This is a genomic window from Legionella sp. MW5194 (genome assembly GCF_016864235.1).
Taxonomy (GTDB): domain Bacteria; phylum Pseudomonadota; class Gammaproteobacteria; order Legionellales; family Legionellaceae; genus Legionella_C.
In genome coordinates this window covers 1,861,819-1,885,457 of record NZ_CP045732.1, presented here as the reverse complement: position 1 = coordinate 1,885,457, position 23,639 = coordinate 1,861,819, and the positions used below count along the sequence as shown (strand labels likewise).

Sequence of the window (23,639 nt, the reverse complement as noted above, 5' to 3'; positions counted from 1 at the left end):
ATTCTTTATTGGGGTTATACCATGGTGCGATTATTCCTTAATATTGGTTTTTTATTATTCCTAAGTCCTGCTTTTTCAACGACCTTTGTGATTCCCGCCTCAGGCGACCTGGTGGGTGAAATTCAATACGACTCCCCGGAGCCCGGTGAAACTTTAAGCGATGTCGGCATTCGGTATGATGTTGGTTATTTCGAAATGGTTAGAGCCAATCCTCAGGTTGATCCGCTTAGGCCCTTGCCTTTGCGCACCCGTCTGGTCATTCCTTCGCAGTATTTGCTGCCGCCAGGACCCCGCGAAGGCATTGTGATTAACCTGGCGGAATACCGCTTGTACTATTATCCGCCCGGAGACAATGTGGTTGTCACCATGCCGGTGGGTATCGGACGCGAGGGTTGGCATACGCCAGTGGGAAAAACCAGGGTCACTGTCAAGGAGCGCGATCCCGTGTGGCATCCAACAGCCAACGTCAGGGCAGAGGCAGCAAAAAATGGCACTCCCATTCCGAATGAATTCCCTGGCGGCGATGGCAACCCGCTGGGGCGCCATGTATTAAGATTGGGCTGGGCTACTTACCTGATTCACGGAACCAATCGCCGCGACGGCGTCGGCTCTCGTGTCAGCGCAGGATGCATTCGCATGATGCCGGAAGACATAGAACAATTATTCGACATGGTTGCTGTGGGCACACCGGTCACAGTGATGAATGAACCGTTAAAGCTGGGTTTAATGAATGGGCAATTGTATTTGCAGGTGCATCCTGCCTTAACGGACGAAAAAAAAGTCAATCTTCATGCCTACTTACAGGATAAATTGAGCGGCTATGCACTTAAAAAATCACTGAACCAGCAGGTTGTCGGTACCGAACTGCGCTCGCCTAGCGGCGTCCCCGTTAAAATTACCGCTTAAGCAGGTGGCGTTGGCAAAAATAGTAAGCGATGTGGCAAAGCCCCGCTAAAATGACGCTGCCTAAAATGTCAACGGGGTAGTGCCAGCCCAGCAGCACACAGGATGCAATAAGCAGTAGATTGAGCGGCAGGAGCAGAAGGCATAGCACTCGCAGACGCCGGCACAGGTAGACACTGAACCAGGCCCACACGGCATGAAACGATGGAAACGCAACCATTCCGCCATACAGGGTGGACGGGATTCGGTGGTTTTGAATTTCCATGAATTTAATGCCGGTGGCATGCTGCTCTGAAAAAAAATAAGGGCTTGACACCATGCTTGCCGGCGCCACAGTAGGAAAAAAATAATAAACGCTGAATCCTAAAATAAAACTGCATAGCAGCAGAAAAAAATGCTCATTAACCACATCAAACTGACGGAAAAAAATAATAATCAGCGGCAGGCAGCTCAATTGGTAATCAATGCTGGCATAAGCGTAGACCAGCAGTTGTTTAAAGGATGGGTATTGGGCTGTCCACGCGACAATGCCAGCCATATCGATGTTAAACAGGGCTTCAAAGGCAATCAGGTAATGATCGATGGGAGGAAAGGGTGTGTATTGGGCCGCATTGGTCATTGTTGCCAATGTCGCCATGACAATAAAAAATAACACCGTTTTGCGGGCGATGAGGTAACTGACGTGTTCATTGGAAAACAATAAGCGACAACCCAGCATCATCAATAACAAGGTTACCCCCATGCCAAAACTGCCATTGGGGAAATAATTGTTACCATGAAAATGGAGAAAAAAATGATTCACCAACAGTGATGAAAATGACAGGAACAATGCGAGTGCAAGCAAGGGGAAAAGGCAACTCTCATCATCAGTCAGGGGGCTATTCGCTTTCAAGCAATTGCTCTTTTTGTTTAATGGCCTGATAAATTTCTTCACGATGCACGTTCACGGAGCGTGGTGCCTTGATGCCAAATTTAATATTGCCATCTTCGAGTGTTTTAAAGACAACCACTTCAATCGCTTCGCCCTTGACTATGACGGTAAAGGGTTTTTCAAACGAGACGTTAATAATTTCCATAGGTAATTTTTTGCTTTTTTTGTTGTTATATCCTATGAATGGGCTAAATGCAATTTGGCTCTTCAAGATTCTATGACCAATCAAACAAAGAGCATGCCTCTTAAATGGCATGCCAGGATGTTTGGGTCAAGCTTAAGGGGTGATCTCTGATTTAGGATTAAGGGAATCAGGCTCTTTCTTGCTTGCTTCTGAATCAAAAATAGAAAATTGGGTAACGGAGGTTGACACGGGCTTATTGAGAGCGCTTTGGTGTTGCAATTGCTTCAAACGCGCTTCACAGGCGGGTATAAATTGATTTTGATAAAATGCAATTATTTTAGGATTGCAATGATCACCGTTCCCTGTCCAAAGGAGTTGCACTGCATTAGAAAGAAATTGGGCAGGCTCATCAACGCCCTCTGATTGACATTCCTCAAGGCCTTTTAGCGAAGAAAAATCATTATCAAATACAACATCAGCAATGAACAGGACAATGCCATGGAGGAAAAAGCCTTGCGTAATAACTCGGTTTTTTTCTATATCGTCACTGTGGTTTCCTGCAATATACAAAGTGCCCTTTTGATAAAGCGTCATGTCCTTGCTCGTTCCAAGGCTTAAGCGTTCAACGGTATCACTTGTGGGATCGATTGCAATTGTTAACTGATCGGTTTTGGTGAAATGATGCGCAATTTTAATTAAGATTGCTGATTCCACACGATCCAGCATCTTCAAGAACGTTTGTTCCATTGATTTAGAATCAATGGCCGCTTTTACACAACCCGTTGAAATGTTTTTCGCGAGCTCTATTGCAATGTTTTTACTCATGCCTATTCCTTGGTTCTTCATTATTTAATTCTAAAAACGCTGTTAAATCAAGATCGTTGACAGCGATAACATAGCCGTATCACTTGACGAATGCAAGTAAATTTTAAATGCAGAGAGTTAATGAATTTTGCATGAACAATCGTTTTAAGTCATTTTATTTTAATGTTCAATGGATGCCAGGCAACTCATTGAGCGGCCTGGATCCTGACTGCTTATTACAAGGTCACCGATGTACAGATTTCGATGACTGGTGCTGCGTTTTTAAGTTTTTGGAGGGACTCCAGGGTGATATTGGCACGCTCGAATGTTTCCGCGATAAGTTTCACATTAAACGGGCATAAATTACTGGAAGTATGCTGCTTGCCATGTTGTTTGAAAAATCCACCTGTGGCAATCGTTGCGGAGGGCGTTTGTGTGCCGTCATCGTGTTTAATTAATTCAAAATAATATTTCCCGAGGCGAATTCGTTTATGTGAGCTGCCGTTACCAATTTCTTCTATTTCACCATCTAAATGTTCAATTAATTTATATACCTTTTTTGCTTTAATCGGTGATTCTCTGTTTAGAATACGCTCTAATAACGCTAAGCGCTTGGGGTTTAATTTTTTTAATCGCTGCTCCATGTGGGAATCCACTTGAAATTCCGGGCTAAAAAATGACAGGTTTTCTTTGTGGTTTACTGTCTTCCTTGGTGGCTTTTCCTCCCGTTTGCGTTCAATCTCAGCTCGTCGCTGCTTGTTACGTTCAGATTTTTCCTGTAAATAAGCCTGGGATTTTTTATCGACTTCTTCAGATTCTTCTTTGTTCTTCTTAATCATCGACTCTAATCGTTGATTATAATTTGTCCATATCTGTTTTTCGGTTTCAGCGATCCTTTGTTTAAGCGCGATTAATTGCTTCTCCATTGTTTTTTGCTTGCGATAGGAGTCTGATTCGAGTTCATCGATGTCATCAATCTTCCTGATTTTCTGCGGACACGCTTCAGGCCATTCTGTCTTTAGTGAGTCAATCTGGCTTTGAATGGTTTCTAATTCATAGGTGAGTTCATGCAACAGGTGGTGTTCTTCAGTGGTCATCTCAAAATCAATTTTGTCGATTTGAGAAACTAACGCTTCGGTCTGCTTGTTCAGTTGAGTGAGTGATGAAGTAATCTGAATCCAGATTTTAGGATAATAAACTTCCGCCTTCTTTCTAGCATCGACCTCCGCTTTTGATTTCAAAGCCGCTTTTTCCGAGCTTTCCCATGAATCAATTAACTGTTGTAAAAAATTAAGCGAGGGTTGAACAGCGAAGAATAATTTAACGTTCTCTTCGATGACGGTGCACGGATCCTGATTGGGCCTGGCGTTTTCTTTTACACGCTCGACGATGCTTGATAAATCGCGCAACGCTTTTGGCAATTCCACCTTCGTCGTGTCGTCTAATCCGTCAATTCCGTTCATCTCAGACACTTGTTCGTCAATCATGGAGTCCAGTTTCTGTTTTGATGGCAGCGTGCCTTTCGCTTTACCAGGCATTAAGTCGCCGCTTACGCGCTGGATAAATGCCTTTAAACTTTTAATGGCGGGTTCCCAGTTTATTGTCACAACGCTTTTAAATTCTCTGCGCTCCCATTTTTGCATGGAGTAGGTGTTTTGCCTTGTGGATACTTTGATGAGACGCTGCAGTGTGGCATAAGAGGATGGAAGATGCGGTTTAATGAGGCCTTGAAATTCTTTGAGAAGATCATGGTCATTAAACGCAGCCTGGACTTTGTCGCGAGTAGGAATTTTTTTTGATGTAAGAATCGCTTTGAACTGGGCGCAATACGGTAAATTCTGCTCAATTAAAAGATTGACTAAAGAAAAGGCCTGATCTTCGTTATCATTTGCCGAGGCTTCCCATAGTCTATGGTAAAAAGCCAGCCTTTCGTTAACAACAAGCATTAATTGGTTAATCGTGTGTTTGATCTCTTTATCGACCGGGATTTCAAAGATTTCTTCCAGGTAGGACTTAACGTCCTCTTCACTAACTTTATTATTTTCAATGTCCTTAAGATAAAAAAAATGATTGCGAAGGTAGTCATGTCGTGCATAAATTTGCTGACGAAGCTGTTCTAATTGAGACGATGGAGTTGGCATAATTAAGTTCAATTGTTTATTTAAAGGCCAGAATCTACCATTTGAATATTAACTAAGCCTTAAGTAAATTCCGTTTAGAGGGAGGCTAGCCTGATTGTATGCCCTCTGAACAGGAGAGATAGAGGGTTAGGCCTAACGTCCATAGATTATTTTTAAACTGCATGAGCAAACAAGGCTTGATCGGTTACCACACCTTCGATTGCTATAAGGTTCCAAATCAGTTACAATCGACCGTTTTTTTAACCTTGCCTTACTTTATCTCAAATTAAAGAAGGCTTTTATCCATAAGGAAAATTCATGAGACATTATGAAATTGTATTCCTTGTTCACCCCGATCAAAGTGAACAGGTTCCTGCGATGGTCGAGCGCTATGAAGGTATTATTACCAAGCAGGGCGGGGCTATTCATCGCAAAGAAGACTGGGGCCGCAGACAGCTGGCTTACCCCATCAAAGACGTTCATAAAGCCCATTACATTCTGATGAACATCGAGTGTAATCAAACTGCCCTTGATGAATTAAAAAACGCATTCAAATTCAACGATGCGATTTTGCGTGAATTAATTATCAGTCAGAAACATGCGATTACTACGGAATCCATGTTAATGAAAAAAGAAAAAGACAACCGAGCAGCTTAAGGGGATTTATTTATGACAGCTTATTCACGTCGCAAAAAAATGTGTCGTTTCAGCGGTGAAGATTCGTTTGAAATCGACTACAAAGATCTGAACATGTTAAAGAACTACATTACCGAAACCGGTAAAATTGTTCCAAGCCGTATAACTGGCACTCAAACCCGTTTTCAGCGTCAATTGGCCATTGCCATTAAACGCGCTCGTTTTCTGGGATTACTGCCATATTGCGATAGCCATCGGTAAAAATGAAACACACGGGCAGACTTTTACAAAAGCAGGGCCATTTCTTATTGCAAAATGAGAAATATGCCTGGTTTTTGACGGCCGTATTGGCGGTAATACCGTTTACCGCCTGGGTGTCCTTGTCTGTCATGGCCCTGGTCACCCTGCGTAAGGGCTGGGCTTCTGGTTGCCAATGCTTGATTATCGGGCTGACGGTGTCCCTCTGCATGGCAGAGATGACCACTTCAAGCCCTTATCTGCTGTCGACCATTGCCCTCACCTACCTGACTTGCTACATGGGAGCCTGCTTGCTGCGTGCTACCGCCAGTTGGCAGAAAGTGGCTGTTTTTATCATCAGTCTGGCGACAGTGGTTATCCTTCTGGTTCATAGCCTGGCTTCCGAGTTTATTCTTGCCCAGTATAAAATGGTTCAGGAAATGCTCAGGGCCCTTGATCAGGGAAATGTCATTGCCAGCCTGCTTGAACATCAACCACCTGAAAACCAGGTCAGTCTCGCAAATTATCTGTTAGGCATTAAGGCCATCAGTGTCTTGTTATCAGCGGTTTTTTCGCTGTTAGTGGCACGCGCCGTCCAGTCCATGCTCTTTTATCCTGGCGGTTTCAAAAGGGAAGTCATGGCGTTTCGTGCCAACAGTGCAGCGGTCGTTTTGCTATTGGTATGCCTTTATGGGGTCTATCAGCATAACCCCGTGTTATTAAGTTGTTTACCGTTATTTTTTGTCTATCTGATGGCGGCTGGGATTAGTTTAAGTCTCAGTTTACTGGCTCAAAAACGTCGTCTCGCATTCTGGGTGCTATTACTGATGCCCATCGTTGTGGTGCCGTACATTATGCTGCCGGTGTATGTGTTGTTTGGATCAATCGATAGTTTATTTAATTTGAGAGCGCGCCGCTTGTTTTTAGCGGGCGAAAATCAGAACAAGGGGTAAGAGATGCAAGTTATTTTATTAGAAAACGTTAGAAATTTAGGCAAACTTGGCGACAAAGTGAATGTTGCAAATGGTTTTGGCAGAAATTTTCTGATCCCACAAAGCAAGGCTGTATTTGCTACTGCAGAAAATGTTAAATTGTTTGAACAACGTCGTGCCGAACTTGAGAAAAAAGCACAACAGGCTCAGGCTGTTGCCGAACAACGTGCAGCCAAGCTGAACGACATCACGCTGGTTATCTCTGCCATGGCCAGTGACGAAGGCAAGCTGTACGGTTCTGTTGGTGTGAATGAAATCCGGGATGCCCTGGTGGCGCGTTCCATTGAAGTCAGCCGACGCGAAATTGTCATGCCAGAAGGTCCTATCCATTCTGTGGGTGATTTCACTGTTGAAGTTCATGTTCACAGCGATGTGATTGCGACGCTTCAAATTCAGGTGGTTGCTTCCAAATAAGGAATGCTTCCCGTAAAAGAGCCTGCTTCAGCAGGCTTTTTTATTTCAATTGCTCAAGCCTGACAATATCATAGGCCGGTTCTTCGTAGGGATGCGCTTGTTTTAATGCCGTAATCGCGTCACGCAAACGACGCTCCTCACACAGCATTTCCACTTTGACTTCGGTAACATAGTTCAGTTCCAATGGTTCACCCAGCGCAGGGTTTGCGCCTTGTAGCGGTCGAAATTGACCCTGGCCTAAGGTTTGCCAACAAGTCTGATCATAATTTCCGAGTTTGCCTGCCCCCGCGTCAAACAAAGCCTGCTTGACCGCCTGCAAATGACTTTCCGGGACATAAAACGACAATTTGAATTCGGGCATTACGCTTTCCATTTAATATTACACCCAAGGCTTGGTTTTTGTGTTTCATTGACTTGTTGATTCGCCAGCACGCAATCCAGGGCTACACGAATAGAATCCCCTGTGACCGGGATGGTATTTCCTGGCCTGGAGTCATCAAACTGGCCACGATAAATCAGCGACAACTGATTATCATAGACAAAAAAATCGGGCGTGCAGGCCGCTTGATAGGCTCTGGCAACCTCCTGGGTTTCATCAAAAAGATAAGGGAAGGGGTATTGTTCTGTTATTGCTGTGCGCTTCATGTTGTCGGGTGAATCATCAGGATAATTGACAACATCATTGGAATTGATGGCATAAAATCGTATGTCTTTAGGCAGGTAATCATTGGCCAGGCGTGTTAATTCCCGGTTGATGTGTTTCACATAAGGGCAATGATTGCAGATAAACATAATCACCGTGGCTTTGGCCTTGTTGTCCTGTGTGAGATTAATCGTTTTACCGGTTACCACGTCAGTCAAAGAAAAAACAGGGGCCTGGGTTCCCAGTGGGGACATGGTAGAAGGTGTTTTAGCCATAAAATCTCCAGAATTAAAAAACAAGTATTTTCAGGATTGCAATCAGAGCAAACAATGAATTCAGTATCGCCCAGATTAACGCCGCTTTTTTACTGGATGCATTGTAGAACGCATAACAGGCCACTGCACTACCGCCGCTGAAAAAAACCCATTGATTTTCATAAGCAAGCCCTATTGACAACAGCGCGATGCCGGTTATTCCGATGAGAATAAATGCATTGGTTAACTGGCCACTTAAATAGTAAAAAAACAATAATTGCACACAAAGCAGGATGGGAATGGCTAATTGCAGAGCAGGTCCAATGCCTAGAAGGACAGCGCCATGTCCGGCAATTAATATTAATTCCAGGGCGATAAAATAAACCAGTTTGAAATGCAGAGCGGTGAATAACAAAAGCGTTGAACCAGCGACAAAATACAATTGCGCCGGCATTTTAATCAATCCAAGAAGCGAAACAATGCTGCCTAGAACCCCAAGCAGCGCGAATAATGTGTTGTGGGTACTGAGAGGTACCTTACCATCGTAAGTAAATTCCTTTTGCGGCGGCATCATTAATGACCTGTCGTTGTGATTTATTAGTAGATACCCAGTAATTTCCCATATTACTCAAAGCAAATTTAACTCGGGGATATTGGCAAACATCCAGTACATCGCGACAATTCACTTTGGCTGTGTTTTCATTTTCGGTGTAGAAGCATTGGAAATGCATTTCGCGAATGTCGGAGGCAAAGGCAGCCCAATTGGCTGGTTCAAGCTTGGCGGTCAGAGGCGGGCTCATAAACACTTCACGTGTTTCGATGCGCTGGAGTTCGATGGTTCTGTCGCTGCGATTCTGGATGAGGTAAAAGGCTTGATCGCCGGTTTCATTCACAATCAGGTGGTAATTACTGTAACCAAAGCCGCTGACTTCGCAACCATGGGGAAATGCTTCGGCATGTGACACAGTGTTCATTAATAAACAGGTTGCCAATACAGTAAACGTACAACGGTAAACAGACATACTCACCTCAATCCTCACATTGAAAACGCATTATATTAATCAGTCTTTAGGCAAATGTGAATGATTCTATGATTCTTTATGTGCAGACATGCGGGAAATGATCATTGGGGAGTAAGTCCTGTACACGCTTAAAGACAGGTACATGATGACATAACCCAGTGAAACAGCCAGATAGACGGGATTAATCTGAGGATAATTCCATAAGATCAGGGCCGAACTGATGCCATAAATCAATGAAAAACTGTGCATCATGATTTTAAGGGTTCTGGATTCAGTGAGGTAATCAAGCCGTGAGGGGTAAACGTATTTAATCGGAACGAAAACCAGGATGCACAGAAGGGTGAGGATCAGGGCATTGGTGAACATGGATGTGTTAAAAATGAACATATAAAATACCGCAATGTTCCAATAACAGGGAAATCCTTTGAAGAAATGATCCGGTGTTTTCGCATCCGATTGACAAAATTGATAGGATGAGGCGATTGTAATGGCCACAATAATAAGCAATTTGACATCCGCAGACAGCATATCCGGTTTAACGAACAGGAAAAAGCAGGGGGTGATGACGTAATTGAGGTAATCAACAATATTGTCCAGCAAAGCCCCATCTATATTCGGCAATACGGTTTTTACTCTGACCAGCCGTGCCAGGGTGCCATCAAGGGCGTCAATAACAACCGTTATAGCCATGAACCACAGAGCCTGTACATAGTCATGCTGGTAAATTTTGGCCAGCGTTAAAAGTCCAAAGCAGGCTGCGCTGGCAGTAAACGCATGGACGGCCCAGGCAACCAGGTAATGAGCGGGGTGGTAGCCTAGAGTTCTATTTGTCATTAAAATTATCCCAATGTGGAGTAAAATTCATTCATGCAGACGCGCAGTGTACGTATCCGCCTGTCGTTCTGAAAATAGTAACAACAATCAAATCCTCTAGGCAACCACCGAACGTCATACAGGAATTGATTATTTGGCTAGAATGGACACATTATGAATAAAACTATAAAAACTGAATTAAATATTATCCATTACGGGGATCAACCTGCGGTGGCGCCGCTTTAAACTGTTGCACTCGCGCAGAGATAGTCTAAACTCTTTTAAATTAATAAGAATCCCACACCGCCATGAGCATTCAGACCATCAATCCGGCTACCGAAGAAAAACTCGCTAAATACCCTCTGCTTTCAGGCAAAGACGTGAATCACCTCATTGACAGGGCCGATAACGCCTTTCTTGACTGGCGCAAAACTTCTTTCGAATTCAGACGCCAGCACATGCTTGCCTTAAGCGATTTACTTCGCCGTAAAAAAAAGGAACTCGCGCTGTTAATCGCCCGTGAGATGGGTAAACCCATTACTCAGGGTGAGGCGGAAATAGAAAAATGCGCCTGGCTTGCTGAGCATTATGCCGAAAAGGCAGAGGAGTATTTAAAGCCGCAAACCATACAGACTGAATTGCAGAAATCCACGGTGTATTACCAGCCGCTTGGCATTGTCTTTGCAATCATGCCCTGGAATTTCCCTTTCTGGCAGGTTTATCGTTGCGCGATACCGGCTATCATGGCAGGAAATGCCGTGATTTTAAAACATGCGCCGGTGACCACGGGGTGCGGTTTTGCGATTGAAAAATTGTTCATTGAGGCGGGTTTCTCTCCCCATCTGTTTCAACAGGCGGTTGTGGATAATGAAGGCGCTGCTGCACTCATTGCCCATGATAAAATAGCCTCCTTAAGTTTTACCGGCAGTGAGAAAGCAGGCCGTGTAGTCGCGGCCAATGCGGCGTCGCATTTAAAAAAATCCGTACTCGAATTGGGCGGAAGCGATCCCTACCTTGTGCTTGATGATGCCGACCTCGATTTGGCGGCGGATTGCATCATTAAGTCCCGTCTGAATAATTGTGGTCAGGTTTGCATTGCAGCCAAACGCATCATCGCCGTGGCTTGCGTTTATGACGACCTGGTGGCCAAGATTCAGCAACGCCTGCAGCACTATGCCATGGGCGAGCCTGCCAACCCTGAAACAACGCTGGGTCCGATGGCGCGTGAAGATTTGCGTGCTACGCTGCATCAACAGGTTCTTGAGAGTGTGAAGCAGGGCGCGCGTCTGGTGGAGGGCGGCGTATTGCCTGCAGGCCCCGGATTTTATTATCCACCCACCTTGCTTGTGAATGTCAAACCTGGCATGACGGCCTTTGAGGAGGAGTTATTTGGTCCAGTTATCGCAGTCATTCAGGTGAACAATGAAGCAGAAGGCATTCGTTTGGCGAACCAAAGCCCGTATGGATTGGCAGGCGCTGTGTTTACCCGTGACATTGTGCGCGGTGAAGACATTGCCAAAAACCTCATTGAGGCCGGCAGTTGCTTTGTCAATGCCCTGGTTGCCTCTGATCCGAGATTACCGTTTGGCGGAATCAAGCACTCCGGCTATGGGCGGGAGCTTTCACGTGAAGGTATTTTGGAATTTGTTAATATTAAAACCGTAGCAATCAAGTGATGTTCTGATGAAGCAATACATTTACATTTCGGCCGCGAGGCAAATCATGGCGTGTTATGAACAGGATGCGCTTTGGAAAACCTACCCGGTGTCCACCGCAAAAAATGGCCTGGGTGAGGGCATGGGCAGTGAGTGCACGCCCCGTGGATGGCATCGTATTCATTCCCGCATTGGATTGGATGCTGTCGAAAACAGTGTGTTTGTCGGGCGTGAATGGACGGGTGAAATTTACGATGCCTCGCTCGCTGCGCGCTACCCGGGGCGAGACTGGATTTTAACCCGGATTCTGCAGCTGGATGGTTTGGAGCCGGGACGTAATCAGGGCGGTGACGTTGACAGCCTGAAACGCTACATTTATATCCACGGCACACCCGATTCAACGCCGCTGGGTATGCCCGGCTCACGGGGATGTATTCGCATGCGCAATAAGGATATGATCGAAGTAGCGGATTGGGTTGCCATAGGTACCCGGGTCTTTATTGAATAATAGTTTAATAAATTTGCACTATTGCCGTGTAAGTTGCGAAACACCAGTATATAATGCGCGGCAGCTAATTTTTTGTGCCTAATTGAGGTGATTGAATGTCTTACAAATTCGAAGAAGGTAAAGATTTAATCATTTATGCCATTGTTGATAAACTGAAACGTAAAATGGAACCTGAGCAAGCCCAATTGTGCTCCGAGTTCGTGCGGCAGTTTTACAGCACAGTTGCCATGGAGGACCTGTGCGAATGGGATATTGAAGATCTTTATGGGGCAGCGATTAATTTCTGGTCTCTCATCCAGACCCGCGCACCCAATGAGACTAAAATACGTATCTATAACCCCGATTTTGAAAGACACGGCTGGCAAACAACCCACACGGTGGTCGAAGTGCTCACCACCGACATGCCTTTCCTGGTTGATTCCTTACGAATGGTCGTTAACCGCATGGGCTTTGAAGCGCATCTGGTCATCCACATGGGCGGCCTTACCGTGAAACGCAACGACAAGAATCAGGTGGTGCAGGTATTGCCGCGCAGTACCAATCCTGCAATGGATAAAAAGAAAGGTATTTTTGTCGAAGCACCCATTTTCATGGAAATTGACCGGCAAACGGATCCCGCGATACTTGAGGAATTGCACCGTAATTTTGACCGCGTTCTTGAAGACAATCGTGCCGTGGTTGAAGATTGGCCGGCGATGCGTGAACGGGTACGCCGAGCTATTACTGAACTCGACGAGGCCCCGGAAGTCCTTGATCCGGCGGAAGCCGAAGAAACCAAGGCTTTCCTGCAATGGATTGAGGACCATCATTTCACCTTCCTCGGCATTCGCGATTACGAGCTGATAGAAAAAGGGCATGAAACAATTCTGCAGCCTCTGCCAGAAACCGGACTTGGGGTGTTGCGGCCAAGCCTTAGCAAATCCACCGCCCGAAGCATTTCGGCCATGACTCCTGAAGCACGTGAACTCACCCTGTCATCCCGAGCCCTGGTTATGTTCAAAACCAATACCGAAGCCACGGTTCATCGCCAGGCCTACACGGACTATATCGGTGTTAAACGCTTTAATAAAAAAGGCCAGGTCGTAGGGGAGATGCGAATCATCGGCCTGTACACGTCGGCCGCTTACAACACCAATCCCAAGCACATTCCCTTCCTGCGCCATAAAGTGGCTAAAGTAATGAACAATTCCACACTGGTGCCGCGAAGCCATGCCGGTAAGGTATTGTTGAATATTCTTGAAACCCTGCCCCGCGACGATTTAATTCAGGCGTCCGAAGACGAGTTGCTGGAAATTGCCATGGGCATCTATTATATGCAGGAGCGCCGTCGTATTCGTATGTTTGCGCGGGTGGATGTGTATCGACGCTTTATTTCCTGTCTGGTTTATGTTCCCAAGGAGCGTTTCAATACGGAATTGCGGCAGGCCATGCAGCATATCCTTGAGAAAAGCTTTAATGCGGAAGAAATCACCTTTTCCACCTGGTTCTCAGAATCGGTGCTTGCGCGCATTCATTTCATCATCCGTACCAATCCTCAGGATGAAACGCAATGGGATTTCAAGGAAATTGAGCAGAAACTGATTGAGGTTGGGCGCTCATGGAATGACGAATTGCAGCATTTCCTGGTGGAAACCTTCGGCGAAGAGCAGGCCAATCATCTGTTTGCCCGATACCGCGGTGCATTCCCGATTTCTTATTGCGACACTTTTTCGCCGCGTACAGCAGTCTATGACATCAAGCATGTGGAAGCCTTGTCGGAAGAAAACCCGCTGGTGATGAATTTTTATCGTCCCATGGATGAAGTGGCCGACAGTTTCCGCCTTAAGATTTATCAGCACAGCACCACCATTCCACTGTCGGATGTCCTGCCCATTGTTGAACGGCTCGGCATGCGGGCTATCAGTGAACGGCCGTATGTGTTGAAATTTGAAGACGGCAGCATCACCTGGATTAATGATTTTGCCCTGCAATATACCCGCGGCGCCTGTTTTGATATCGATGGCATCAAAGACTTGTTCCAGAATGCCTTTGCCAGCGTCTGGTTTGGTCATGCCGAGAACGATGGCTTTAACCAGCTGGTACTGGCTGCCGGCCTCAATTGGCGTCAAGTGGCAGTGTTGCGCACTTACGCAAAGTACTTCAAGCAAATCGGCTTGACGTTCAGTCAGGAATACATTGAATTGGCTCTGCATAATAATGCGACAATTGCTAAAAAACTGGTTGAGTTGTTTGAAACCCGCTTTAATCCCGAGCCCAACAACCATCGTGAAGATCAGGTTACCAGTCAGATCGATCAGATTTTTACCGCCTTGGATAATGTCAGCAACCTGGATGAAGATAAAATTATCCGTCAGTACGTGCATGCGATTTCTGCCACGTTGAGGACTAATTATTATCAGGTGGATGCGAAAGGGAATCCCAAGAAAAACATTTCCATCAAACTCAACAGCAAGGCGATACCGGGTGTACCCAAACCCTATCCCATGTTTGAAATTTTCATTTACTCGCCGCGCTTTGAAGGTGTGCATTTGCGTGGCGGTAAAGTGGCCCGCGGGGGCCTGCGCTGGTCTGACCGAAAAGAAGATTTCAGAACAGAAATCCTGGGCCTTATGAAAGCCCAGCAGGTTAAGAACGCGGTCATCGTCCCAAGCGGTGCGAAAGGTGGCTTCGTGCCCAAACACCTGCCCTTAAACGGTAGCCGTGAAGACATTCAGGCGGAAGGCATTGCCTGTTATCAGGAATTTATCCGCGGTCTGCTCGATATCACCGATAACTACAGGGGTTCGGTGGTTGAAAAACCTGCCAATGTCCTGTGTTATGACGAAGACGATCCTTACCTCGTGGTGGCTGCCGATAAGGGAACCGCGTCGTTCTCTGATATTGCCAATGCCATTTCTTTAGAGTATGGCTTTTGGCTCGGAGACGCCTTTGCATCGGGCGGTTCGGTGGGCTATGACCATAAAAAAATGGGTATTACGGCCCGCGGTGCGTGGGAATCAGTCAAGCGTCATTTCTACGAGTCCGGCATGGACATCAATAATGACTTTACCGTGGTGGGTATTGGCGACATGGCCGGCGATGTGTTCGGTAACGGCATGTTGCTGTCTCGGCATATCAAATTGCTGGGTGCATTTAATCACCTTCATATTTTTATTGATCCGGATCCCGATCCTGAACTCAGTTTCAAAGAACGTGAGCGCCTGTTTAATCTGCCCCGTTCAAACTGGAGCGATTACGACAAGAAATTAATTTCCAAAGGCGGCGGTGTGTTTAACCGCAGCGCAAAATCCATTCCTGTCAGCAAGGAGATGAAGCAAGTTTTCGGCATCAAGCAGGCTCAGATTGAACCCAATGAACTGATTCGCATTATCCTTCGTGCCAAGGTGGATTTGTTGTGGAGTGCCGGGATTGGAACCTTCGTCAAAGCGCAAAGCGAAACCCACGCAGACGTTGGCGATCGCACCAATGACGCGACCCGCATCAATGCCAAGCAGTTGCGATGCAAGCTGGTGGGCGAGGGCGGCAACCTCGGATTAACCCAACTGGCTCGTGTGGAATACGCCATGGAAGGGGGATTAATTTACACCGACTTCATTGATAATTCAGGCGGTGTAAACTGTTCTGACAAAGAAGTTAACATCAAAATTCTGTTAAACAGCATTGTCGCTGCCGGCGATTTAACTCCCAAACAACGCAATGAACTGCTGGCTGAAATGACGGATGAAGTCGCCGCGCTGGTATTGAGGGACAATTTTGCCCAACCACGGGCCATCAGCTATACCGCGGCTCAGGCGTTAAAATCGGTTGAATTGCACATGCGCTACATCAATGAATTGGAGCGCACTGGAAAAATAGACCGATCCCTCGAATTCTTGCCGGACGACAAGATGTTTGCCGAACGTAAACTGCTTGGTAAAGGACTTGTGCCGCCATCCATCGCTGTTTTATTGTGTTACAGTAAAACCATTCTTAAAGAACAGATACTGGCGACCAATGTCCCTGAAGACGCTTATTTGAAAACATTTTTAGTCAGCTACTTTCCAAAACCGCTTCAGGAGCGCTTCAGCACCCAGATGCAGGAGCATCCTCTGCGCCGCGAAATTATCGCGACCCGCTTAAGTAACATCATCGTCAATGAGATGGGCTTTACGTTCATTTACCGCATGCAGGATGAAACCGGCGCGCCCGTTTCAGCGATTGTTCGTGCCTACATGATTGCGAGAACGGTGCTTAACATTGATGGCGTGTTGAAAAAAATCAGCGCTCTGGAATCGTTTGTCAATGCGTCCAGACAGATTGACATTGTCATGCTGTATGTACGGTTAATGCGTCGGGTAACCCGTTGGTTCTTACGCAGTCAGCGTATGCGCTTGAACATTGGTAAAGCCGTGAAACTCTACGGCCCGGGAGTGGAGGAGTTGAAAAAGTCCATCCCGACAATTTACAGTGAAGGAAACCTTGCCCAATACAAGGAGCAATATCAGCATTACATTGATTTGGGTATTGATGAGGAGTTTGCTCATGAGCTGACCATCACTCGCGCCTTATTCTCCGCCATGGACATCATCGAAGTGGCGCAGAAGATGGAGTTGAGCGTCACACAGGTGGCGCAGGCTTACTTTGCTATCGGCGAATTCCTTGATTTAGGCTGGATCCGTTCCCAGGTCATTGTTCATCCCACTGAAAATAACTGGGAATCGTTATCGCGTGAAGCCTTGCGGGATGATTTGGATTGGCAGCAGCGGCAATTGACAGTGGGTATTATCAGCCTGGATGAGAAGAAAAAAGATTCAATGAAATCTTTCGCTCATTGGGCTGAAAACCATACTACCCTGATTGAACGCTGGCGGCATATTCTGGCTGATTTGCGTTCAAGCCAGTCTCTGAACTACACCATGTTTTTTGTAGCCATCAGGGAATTGCTTGATCTAACCCAGACGACCTTGCAGATGTCCGAGAAGGAAGTCACAGCCTAAAGAAACGGCTACTTCGGTAGCCGTTAATGATGACAAGGAGTTGAAAATTGAATAATGGCAAATCCGTAATGGCCTATTCGTCCGGTTCCAAATTCTTTCACTGGACTGTGGCATTGATTTTAATTCTCATGCTGGCGGGAAGTTTTTTTCTCGATGATGTGCCTAAGCAATGGCAAGGCATGGCCTACATGATGCACAAGTCATTGGGCATTACTATTCTGGCCTTGATGATTTTACGAATTATCTGGATCATTCGCACCGGCAAACCGGCTTTGCCCCCGACCGTGCCGGCCTGGCAGGTCTTTGCGGCCCGCTTTGTGCAATATGCCCTGTATGTGTTTGTCATTCTCATGCCCATTGTGGGCTGGGTGATGTCAGTGGCCGCCGGTAGACCGCCGCGTTTGTTTGGCTTGGTTACGTTAACGTTGCCCGGTATTCCTAACGATGAATCGCTGGCTCATTTTCTGGCCGAAGTGCATGAGGTTATTGCCTGGATTATTATCGCGTTGCTGGTCCTGCACGTGGCCGGTGCATTGAAACATTACTTTGTTGACAAAGATGGCGTCGTGCAACGCATGTTGCCTGGGCGTCGCAATGAGACGCCCCACCTGTAATCGAAAGGCATAAGCCGGGTTTCAACCTTCAAAGGCGGAGCCCGGGTTACGGCTTCTTTGGGCTTTCCAGGGCATCAAGCAAGGTCAGCGTTTCACTCTGGTTTTCGAGTGACACCACTTGAGCATGCTCAAACTGGATGCTGACCGCGATTAAATAGCAATCGCTGCTTTTGGGACAACAGTCGACCAGCTCGCCTATTTCCTGCTGGGTTCCCTCATTAAAAAGACGGCTGCCAGGCACCGGAGGCTTGTTGCTGAAGACGGTGAACACCTTAAGCTCATGCTTCAATTTGGCTTTATAGTGTGTGCGGGCAATGATTTCCTGTCCTTTGTAGCAGCCCTTGTCAAAACTGATGTAGCCTTGTTTGTGCAAATCAATACGGTGAGCGAGAAACAGACCTCGAGTTTCAGGATAGATGGTCACATGACGGTTTAAAAGCTGCAAGTAATGCCAGCCGAGTGGACCGCGCTGCTGTGAGGTGGAGAAGCCCTCAAGGTAATGGCTTATTCTCTGCTGACGGATAAGCGCTAAAAACAGATTATTGCCGAGCGAATAGCAACAGTAATCATCAGTGGTGGCGGCATGACCTGATTCGTCAGGCAAGGTAAGCCGGGGCAGCGTCTGGCTGCTGTTGTTGATTAAAAAACCAAATGCATGCCAATCAGTCTTGACTTGCAGGCTTAAGCGCGACAGCATTGCCGCTTTGGCCAGGCTGCTTTTTGTCTCATCAATCAAATCCTTTTGCAATACGAGGTGATAACCCTGCCAATCAATCACGTCAAGCAAGGCCATGATGCGTCCTTTCAGGTTGCATAAGGCACCCCGCTGTATGGTGGAAGGAGTGACTAGGCGCACATCGCAGGTCAGCTGGCCCTGTAGAAAATCAGCCGCTTTGGCGCCTTCCACGGCAAGGACTGCCAAATTGGACAGATGAAGAACATAATTTTCAGCGGCATCAAAACGAACTTCCTCTTCAAGAGGATGCCGGGTTTCGTAAATACGGTTTGCGACGGTGTAAGAGCCATGATTCATAGAATAACCTGAAATTACCTTATGATTGCGATAGTTTGCAAGTTTAGTGTAACATTCACCGCTTTTACAACTCTGAATAACCATGATGGATGCAGCCAGAAAAGCAAAACTGACATGGCAATGCCGGCGCGGGATGTTGGAGCTGGATCTCCTCTTGAACCAATTTCTTAACCGCCAGCTGGACCAGCTGAATGAGGAACAAATTGCACAATTTGAAATCTTGCTGCAGCAACCCGACCCAGTCCTGTACAGCTGGTTAATGGGTAGTGTGCCAGCCAACAGGGACGTGGAAGACATTGTCAGACGAATTCAATTACAGGATTACCTTAAATAAATCCACGCATTATCTTTATTTGCTGGCGTTGCTTAATACAGCCGCCGCACGGTTGCTGATGGATTCAGGATTGCCATGGGGCGTGTGCTTGTCATTGATAATCATGCTTCTCATCGTGTTCGTCCTGGGGATCAGGGCGCCTTATCCAGTCGGCCCTTACCGGGAATTCATTCATCAGGGTGGCATCTGGCACTTGCCCGGTCCTCATACCAGGGAAACATTTACCCGGCATCGCCTGCTGTTGCATGCAGGCTTGTTCATGCTGGTTAAATTTTTTTCTGAGGACAGCCAAAAGGTACTGGTCATTTTTGTTGATCAGCTTCGTCCAGACGATTGCAGGCATTTGAAAATCATTGAAAAAGTGAAATAGCATTAAAGAAAGCGTCAATTTTGTCGATATATTATCCAATATGGTTGGATATTGATATCATGGGCCTATCGTCAGGGGAAACGGATTATCAATTAATTCATAGTGCACTTAATGGCAACGAAAAGGCCATTAATCAACTGATATCCCGCTATTACCAAAAAATTACCCTGCAGATCCGGGTGCAGGTACACGATGCGGCAGCAGTTAATGATCTGGTCCAGGATGTCTGCATCAAATTATTTCGCCATATCCGGCAATTTGACTGCCGTTCAAATTTCACCACCTGGCTTTATCGCATCATTCAAAACACCGTTAAAAACTATTACCGAAGCCGCCAATTAATGGCTGAGCGTGAGGCGGCCACTGATTACCTGCCGTCTGATGCAGTGACCAACCCTGAGGCCTTGTTAATTGAGTTTCAATTGGGGAAGCGTCTGGATGCCCTGTTTAGCCAGTTGCCTTTGGGCATGCAGCAGTGCTTTCTCCTGCACGTGTTTGGCGGTTTAAGTTATGATGAAGTAGCCGCCTACCTCAATTGTCCGCTGGGTACTGTTCGCTCGCGCATTTGTCGCACCCGCGAGATGCTTTGGACAGGTATTAATAAACCAAATGACAAGAGAAAGCATTAAAAAGCTGTGTTAGAATGGCTGCATCCATGATTAATCCATACATCCCACATGCTCGAAAGTGATCGACTCATCAGCGCCACGCCCGCTGATTCCGAAGAAGCGATTGATCGCGCCATCCGCCCTTTAAGCCTTAAGGAATACATTGGCCAGGACGTCGTACGCTCGCAGATGCAAATTTTTATTGACGCCGCAAAAAACCGCCGCGATGCTCTGGATCATGTGCTGATTTTTGGGCCTCCAGGGCTTGGTAAAACCACACTGGCCAATATTATTTCCCATGAATTGGGGGTGAGTCTGCGCCAGACCTCAGGTCCCGTACTGGATAAAGCAGGCGATTTGGCTGCTATTCTCACCAACCTTGAAGAAAATGATGTGCTGTTTATTGATGAGATTCATCGCTTAAGCCCTCTGATTGAGGAAATCCTTTACCCTGCCATGGAAGATTACAAGCTGGATATTATGATCGGCGAGGGACCGGCCGCGCGCTCCATTAAACTGGAATTGCCGCCATTTACGTTAGTCGGGGCAACGACCCGCGCCGGCCTGTTAACTTCACCGCTGCGTGATCGATTCGGTATTGTGCAACGCCTGGAGTTTTATCATGTCGATGCCCTAACTCACATTGTTTCCCGTTCCGCGCGTTTGCTCAAGGTTCAAACCGATGACGAGGGCGCGCGTGAAATTGCCATGCGCTCACGGGGCACCCCGCGAATTGCCAACCGGCTGTTGCGTCGAGTCCGGGATTATGCCGAAGTCAAAGGCAATGGCAGGATTAACCGCGACGTGGCGCATCAGGCTTTGCAAATGCTCGACGTGGATAAACTCGGTTTTGACTTAATGGATAGAAAATTGCTGCTGACGGTCATCGAGCGTTTTGGCGGAGGACCTGTGGGTTTAGACAGCATTGCCGCAGCCATTGGCGAAGAAAAAGGGACAATTGAAGATGTTCTTGAGCCTTTTCTTATACAGCAAGGCTATCTCATGCGAACACCTCGCGGTAGAATAGCGACCAATCTGGCCTATCACCATTTTGGCCTGCAACCGGTTGAGCATGAGTTATAAAATGAGTTATCAAAGCAGCTTTCGTGTTTATGCTGAAGACACGGACATGATGGGCATTGTTTATCATGCCAATTTCCTGTGTTTTTTTGAACGGGCGCGAACTGAAATGTTGCGTGAAAAAAATTGGTCGTTAACCCGCATGGCCGCAGAGCATGACCGGCATTTTGTCATCAGCGATGTCAGTATGCAGTTTCTGCATCCGGCAATGCTTGATGATTTGCTTTTTATTAGCAGTGACATTGTTAAACGAAGTTCGTGCAGTATTTTATTTGAACAAAGCCTGCGAAATCAGCATAATACTCTGCTTTGCGAGGCGCAGGTCAAGATTGTCTGTGTCGACAGTGCAATGAAAATACAGCGTATACCGCCCCTTTACAATGAAGAAGAAGTAGACAAGTAGGAGGAATCAACGTGGGTAGCCATGCCAGTGTCTTAGGTTATTTTTTACAAGCCGGTTTGGTGGTTAAAACCGTGATGCTGATTTTACTTTCTGCCTCCATCGTCTCCTGGACATTAATTATCCAGAGAGCATGGTTTTTTAATCGCAAAAAGCAGCAGTGCGATCAGTTCACCCGCCGTTTCTGGGATAGCGGCGATTTGAGCAAATTGTATGCTGATATCGATAGCCATGCCGATGACAAACAGGGGATAGCCGCTATTTTCCATGCGGGATTTAAAGAATACGTGCGTGCCAGAAAGCAGGGTGCTGTTGTGCTTGAACCCATTCAGAGGGTCATGCAAATCAGCCATGCCAAGGAAGCGATGCGGCTTGAAAAACACCTGCCGTTTTTTGCCTCTGTCGGGTCCATTTCTCCCTACATCGGCCTGTTTGGAACAGTATGGGGAATCATGACATCTTTCCAGGCTTTAGGCCAGGCGCAGCAGGCAACCATTGCCATGGTCGCACCCGGTATTTCAGAAGCGCTGGTGGCTACGGCGTTGGGACTGTTTACTGCGATTCCTGCGGTTATTGCCTATAACCGCTACAGTACTCGTGCCGGCAATCTGCTTGAACAATATGAACTGTTTCAGGATGAACTGGTGTCATTGATTGAACAACAAAGCGCTGTGCCCGTGAGAGGATAAACGATGTTAAGAAAAAAAACCAAATCGTCTCAACCGATCGCGGAAATCAACGTGGTGCCTTACATTGACGTCATGCTGGTTTTGCTGGTTATTTTCATGATTACAGCCCCCATGCTCACCCAGGGGGTCACAGTGGATTTGCCAAAGGCTGCAAGTCAGTCACTGAAACCCACGGAGCGTGAACCCATCATCGTGTCGGTGAATTTGCGCGGCGATTATTTTTTAAACATCAATACAGCACCGGATTTACCCATGGAGCCCAAAGCGCTGATGGTCAGGGTGGCTGCCGAGCTTGAATTGGCTAAACAGAATAACCAGCCTGTTAATGTTCTGGTGAAAGGCGATCAGGGTGTGCCTTATGGTAAAGTCGTGGGTGCCATGGCCTTGCTGAAGCAGGCAGGGGCTGAACAGGTGGGTTTATTGACTGATTCGTCTGAGGCTATTTCGGAGAACCAAGCATGAGGATTGAACAGAGTTACCGCAAAGCGTTTTATGCGGCTCTGACGCTGCATCTGTTTTTAGCCCTGTTATTGTTGACAGAATCGTCCAGTAAACGCCCCGTGCTGGTGAATGAGGCAAAAAATACCCCTGGTGAGATGACTCCGATAGAAGCCAATGCCCCGCAGAAGGAAATTGTTAAAGCGGTCAGTGTGAACAACCAGGAAGTCATGGAGACGGTGAATCGTTTAAAACAACAGCGGGCTCAGCAAGTCAGAGCCGAGCAGGCCCGCCAGAAGGCGTTAGCGCAACAGGCCGAGCAGGCAAAGCGCGCACGTCTACAAGAACAGCAGCGTCTGGCCAAATTAAAGGAAGAGGCGGACAAGCTCGCCATTGCAAGAAAGAAGCAAATAGAAGAAGAACAAAAGCGCTTGAAACAATTGGCTTTGCAAAAGGAGCAGGAAGCCAAACGTCTGGAAGAGCTTAAAAAGAAACAGAATGAACTTCAGAAAAAGCAACAGGAAGAGGCCGCCAAACTGGCCCAGTTGCAAAAGAAGAAGGATGAGGAAAAAGCGAAAGCCGACAAATTAAAGGCTGATCAGGCGGCAGCTGAGGCTCGCAAAAAGGAAGAAGCCATGAAACTGGCGGCGCAGAAAGCCGCCGCAGAGAAGGCTGCTGCCGAAAAGGCAGCGGCTGAGAAAGCGGCCGCAGACGCCGCTCAGGCCGCGGCCAATCGCGCACGCCTTGCCGGGGAAGTGGATAAATACAAGGCGCTGATTATCAATGCTATCGGCCGTCAATGGATTCTGCCCGATAATGTCGATCGCGGATTGTCCAGTCAATTCCGAATTCGCTTAGCGCCCGATGGCGCGGTCCTTGAAGTGAGTTTAATCCGCAGTAGCGGCGATCCAATTCTCGATCGCTCTGCACAAACCGCGATTTATAAAGCATCGCCGCTGCCGGTACCGACTGATCCGGCAACGTTTGATATATTTCGCGATATCAGTTTAACCGTACGACCAGAAAACGTGAGGGGATAAC

27 protein-coding genes are annotated in these 23,639 nt (G+C 46.9%); 17 read left to right on the top strand and 10 right to left on the bottom strand.

Translation table 11 applies throughout. The features are described from left to right. Nucleotides 1–21: 21 nt before the first annotated feature. Nucleotides 22–906 (top strand): L,D-transpeptidase family protein, encoded by an 885-nt coding sequence (locus GH742_RS08850; protein WP_203454527.1) that lies wholly within the window; start codon nt 22–24, stop codon nt 904–906. Here GH742_RS08850 and GH742_RS08845 read toward each other — a convergent pair. From GH742_RS08845 to GH742_RS08830, 4 genes are all read right to left on the bottom strand, one after another. Next, the gene (locus tag GH742_RS08845; RefSeq protein WP_203454524.1) at nt 896–1,795 is read right to left on the bottom strand and encodes a phosphatase PAP2 family protein; all 900 of its coding nucleotides are present in this window, start codon (nt 1,793–1,795) and stop codon (nt 896–898) included. The genes GH742_RS08850 and GH742_RS08845 overlap by 11 nt on opposite strands. Then, nucleotides 1,782–1,979, bottom strand: coding sequence for a carbon storage regulator (locus GH742_RS08840; protein WP_203454523.1), 198 nt, complete (start codon nt 1,977–1,979; stop codon nt 1,782–1,784). Before GH742_RS08840 ends, GH742_RS08845 begins: the two co-directional genes overlap by 14 nt. Nucleotides 1,980–2,111: 132 nt before the next feature. After that, a complete protein-coding gene (locus GH742_RS08835; protein WP_108293916.1) occupies nt 2,112–2,783 on the bottom strand; it encodes a hypothetical protein in 672 nt (223 codons plus the stop codon). Between the two features lie 215 nt (nt 2,784–2,998). After that, nucleotides 2,999–4,903: a hypothetical protein gene (locus GH742_RS08830; protein ID WP_203454522.1), complete on the bottom strand. Its 1,905-nt coding sequence runs from the start codon at nt 4,901–4,903 to the stop codon at nt 2,999–3,001. Nucleotides 4,904–5,200: 297 nt separating this feature from the next. On the opposite strand from GH742_RS08830, the gene rpsF reads away from it, so the two are divergent. From rpsF to rplI, 4 genes are read left to right on the top strand one after another with little or no spacing between them, the layout of a single operon-like run. Further along, nucleotides 5,201–5,539 (top strand): 30S ribosomal protein S6, encoded by a 339-nt coding sequence (gene rpsF, locus GH742_RS08825; RefSeq protein WP_203454521.1) that lies wholly within the window; start codon nt 5,201–5,203, stop codon nt 5,537–5,539. 12 nt (nt 5,540–5,551) lie between these two features. Then, a complete protein-coding gene (gene rpsR, locus GH742_RS08820; RefSeq protein ID WP_058526896.1) occupies nt 5,552–5,779 on the top strand; it encodes a 30S ribosomal protein S18 in 228 nt (75 codons plus the stop codon). 2 nt (nt 5,780–5,781) lie between these two features. Then, a complete protein-coding gene (locus GH742_RS08815; RefSeq protein ID WP_203454520.1) occupies nt 5,782–6,708 on the top strand; it encodes a hypothetical protein in 927 nt (308 codons plus the stop codon). 3 nt (nt 6,709–6,711) lie between these two features. Beyond that, nucleotides 6,712–7,161 carry a 50S ribosomal protein L9 gene (gene rplI, locus GH742_RS08810; RefSeq protein WP_203454518.1) on the top strand — a complete coding sequence of 150 codons (450 nt, stop codon included), beginning with the start codon at nt 6,712–6,714 and terminating at the stop codon, nt 7,159–7,161. A 40-nt stretch (nt 7,162–7,201) separates the two neighbouring features. On the opposite strand, the gene GH742_RS08805 is transcribed toward rplI, so the two are convergent. The 5 genes from GH742_RS08805 to pcsA all read right to left on the bottom strand — a co-directional run bounded on the left by GH742_RS08805 (nt 7,202) and on the right by pcsA (nt 9,914). Then, nucleotides 7,202–7,522 (bottom strand): NGG1p interacting factor NIF3, encoded by a 321-nt coding sequence (locus tag GH742_RS08805; protein ID WP_203454516.1) that lies wholly within the window; start codon nt 7,520–7,522, stop codon nt 7,202–7,204. Then, nucleotides 7,522–8,079, bottom strand: a complete 558-nt coding sequence (locus GH742_RS08800) for a thioredoxin family protein (RefSeq protein ID WP_203454514.1) — start codon at nt 8,077–8,079, stop codon at nt 7,522–7,524. Before GH742_RS08800 ends, GH742_RS08805 begins: the two co-directional genes overlap by 1 nt. Nucleotides 8,080–8,092: 13 nt before the next feature. Beyond that, entirely contained in the window at nt 8,093–8,632 is a 540-nt protein-coding gene (locus tag GH742_RS08795; RefSeq protein ID WP_239005192.1) for a hypothetical protein, read from the bottom strand. Further along, on the bottom strand, nt 8,595–9,080 hold the full coding sequence (locus GH742_RS08790) for an enhanced entry protein EnhB (protein WP_203454512.1): 486 nt from the start codon (nt 9,078–9,080) through the stop codon (nt 8,595–8,597). The genes GH742_RS08795 and GH742_RS08790 overlap by 38 nt, the downstream gene beginning before the upstream one ends. Before the next feature lie 66 nt (nt 9,081–9,146). Continuing rightward, entirely contained in the window at nt 9,147–9,914 is a 768-nt protein-coding gene (gene pcsA, locus GH742_RS08785) for a phosphatidylcholine synthase (protein WP_203454510.1), read from the bottom strand. 287 nt (nt 9,915–10,201) lie between these two features. Between pcsA and GH742_RS08780 the strand changes: the two genes are divergently transcribed. The 4 genes from GH742_RS08780 to GH742_RS08765 all read left to right on the top strand — a co-directional run bounded on the left by GH742_RS08780 (nt 10,202) and on the right by GH742_RS08765 (nt 17,646). Continuing rightward, nucleotides 10,202–11,569, top strand: coding sequence for an NAD-dependent succinate-semialdehyde dehydrogenase (locus tag GH742_RS08780; protein ID WP_203454508.1), 1,368 nt, complete (start codon nt 10,202–10,204; stop codon nt 11,567–11,569). A gap of 7 nt (nt 11,570–11,576) precedes the next feature. Beyond that, nucleotides 11,577–12,056 carry a L,D-transpeptidase gene (locus tag GH742_RS08775; RefSeq protein ID WP_203454506.1) on the top strand — a complete coding sequence of 160 codons (480 nt, stop codon included), beginning with the start codon at nt 11,577–11,579 and terminating at the stop codon, nt 12,054–12,056. A 95-nt stretch (nt 12,057–12,151) separates the two neighbouring features. Further along, nucleotides 12,152–17,032 carry an NAD-glutamate dehydrogenase gene (locus tag GH742_RS08770; protein ID WP_203454505.1) on the top strand — a complete coding sequence of 1,627 codons (4,881 nt, stop codon included), beginning with the start codon at nt 12,152–12,154 and terminating at the stop codon, nt 17,030–17,032. Between the two features lie 47 nt (nt 17,033–17,079). Then, the gene (locus GH742_RS08765) at nt 17,080–17,646 is read left to right on the top strand and encodes a cytochrome b (protein ID WP_239005191.1); all 567 of its coding nucleotides are present in this window, start codon (nt 17,080–17,082) and stop codon (nt 17,644–17,646) included. 46 nt (nt 17,647–17,692) lie between these two features. Here the strand turns inward: GH742_RS08765 and GH742_RS08760 are convergent, their stop codons facing one another. Next, nucleotides 17,693–18,679 carry a folate-binding protein YgfZ gene (locus GH742_RS08760; RefSeq protein WP_203454503.1) on the bottom strand — a complete coding sequence of 329 codons (987 nt, stop codon included), beginning with the start codon at nt 18,677–18,679 and terminating at the stop codon, nt 17,693–17,695. An 82-nt stretch (nt 18,680–18,761) separates the two neighbouring features. On the opposite strand from GH742_RS08760, the gene GH742_RS08755 reads away from it, so the two are divergent. From GH742_RS08755 to tolA, 8 genes are all read left to right on the top strand, one after another. Then, a complete protein-coding gene (locus GH742_RS08755) occupies nt 18,762–19,013 on the top strand; it encodes a succinate dehydrogenase assembly factor 2 (RefSeq protein ID WP_203454501.1) in 252 nt (83 codons plus the stop codon). A 103-nt stretch (nt 19,014–19,116) separates the two neighbouring features. Further along, nucleotides 19,117–19,383 carry a hypothetical protein gene (locus GH742_RS08750; RefSeq protein WP_203454499.1) on the top strand — a complete coding sequence of 89 codons (267 nt, stop codon included), beginning with the start codon at nt 19,117–19,119 and terminating at the stop codon, nt 19,381–19,383. A gap of 59 nt (nt 19,384–19,442) precedes the next feature. After that, a complete protein-coding gene (locus GH742_RS08745) occupies nt 19,443–20,012 on the top strand; it encodes an RNA polymerase sigma factor (RefSeq protein WP_203454497.1) in 570 nt (189 codons plus the stop codon). Between the two features lie 48 nt (nt 20,013–20,060). Continuing rightward, nucleotides 20,061–21,074, top strand: a complete 1,014-nt coding sequence (gene ruvB / locus GH742_RS08740; RefSeq protein ID WP_203454495.1) for a Holliday junction branch migration DNA helicase RuvB — start codon at nt 20,061–20,063, stop codon at nt 21,072–21,074. Between the two features lies 1 nt (nt 21,075). Further along, nucleotides 21,076–21,474, top strand: coding sequence for a YbgC/FadM family acyl-CoA thioesterase (locus GH742_RS08735; RefSeq protein ID WP_239005190.1), 399 nt, complete (start codon nt 21,076–21,078; stop codon nt 21,472–21,474). 11 nt (nt 21,475–21,485) lie between these two features. Further along, nucleotides 21,486–22,160, top strand: a complete 675-nt coding sequence (gene tolQ / locus GH742_RS08730) for a protein TolQ (protein WP_108293880.1) — start codon at nt 21,486–21,488, stop codon at nt 22,158–22,160. 3 nt (nt 22,161–22,163) lie between these two features. Beyond that, complete coding sequence (gene tolR, locus GH742_RS08725) at nt 22,164–22,622, top strand: protein TolR (protein WP_058530724.1); 459 nt, start codon at nt 22,164–22,166, stop codon at nt 22,620–22,622. Then, nucleotides 22,619–23,638, top strand: a complete 1,020-nt coding sequence (gene tolA / locus GH742_RS08720; RefSeq protein WP_203454480.1) for a cell envelope integrity protein TolA — start codon at nt 22,619–22,621, stop codon at nt 23,636–23,638. The genes tolR and tolA overlap by 4 nt, the downstream gene beginning before the upstream one ends. The last annotated feature ends 1 nt before the right edge of the window (nt 23,639 follow it).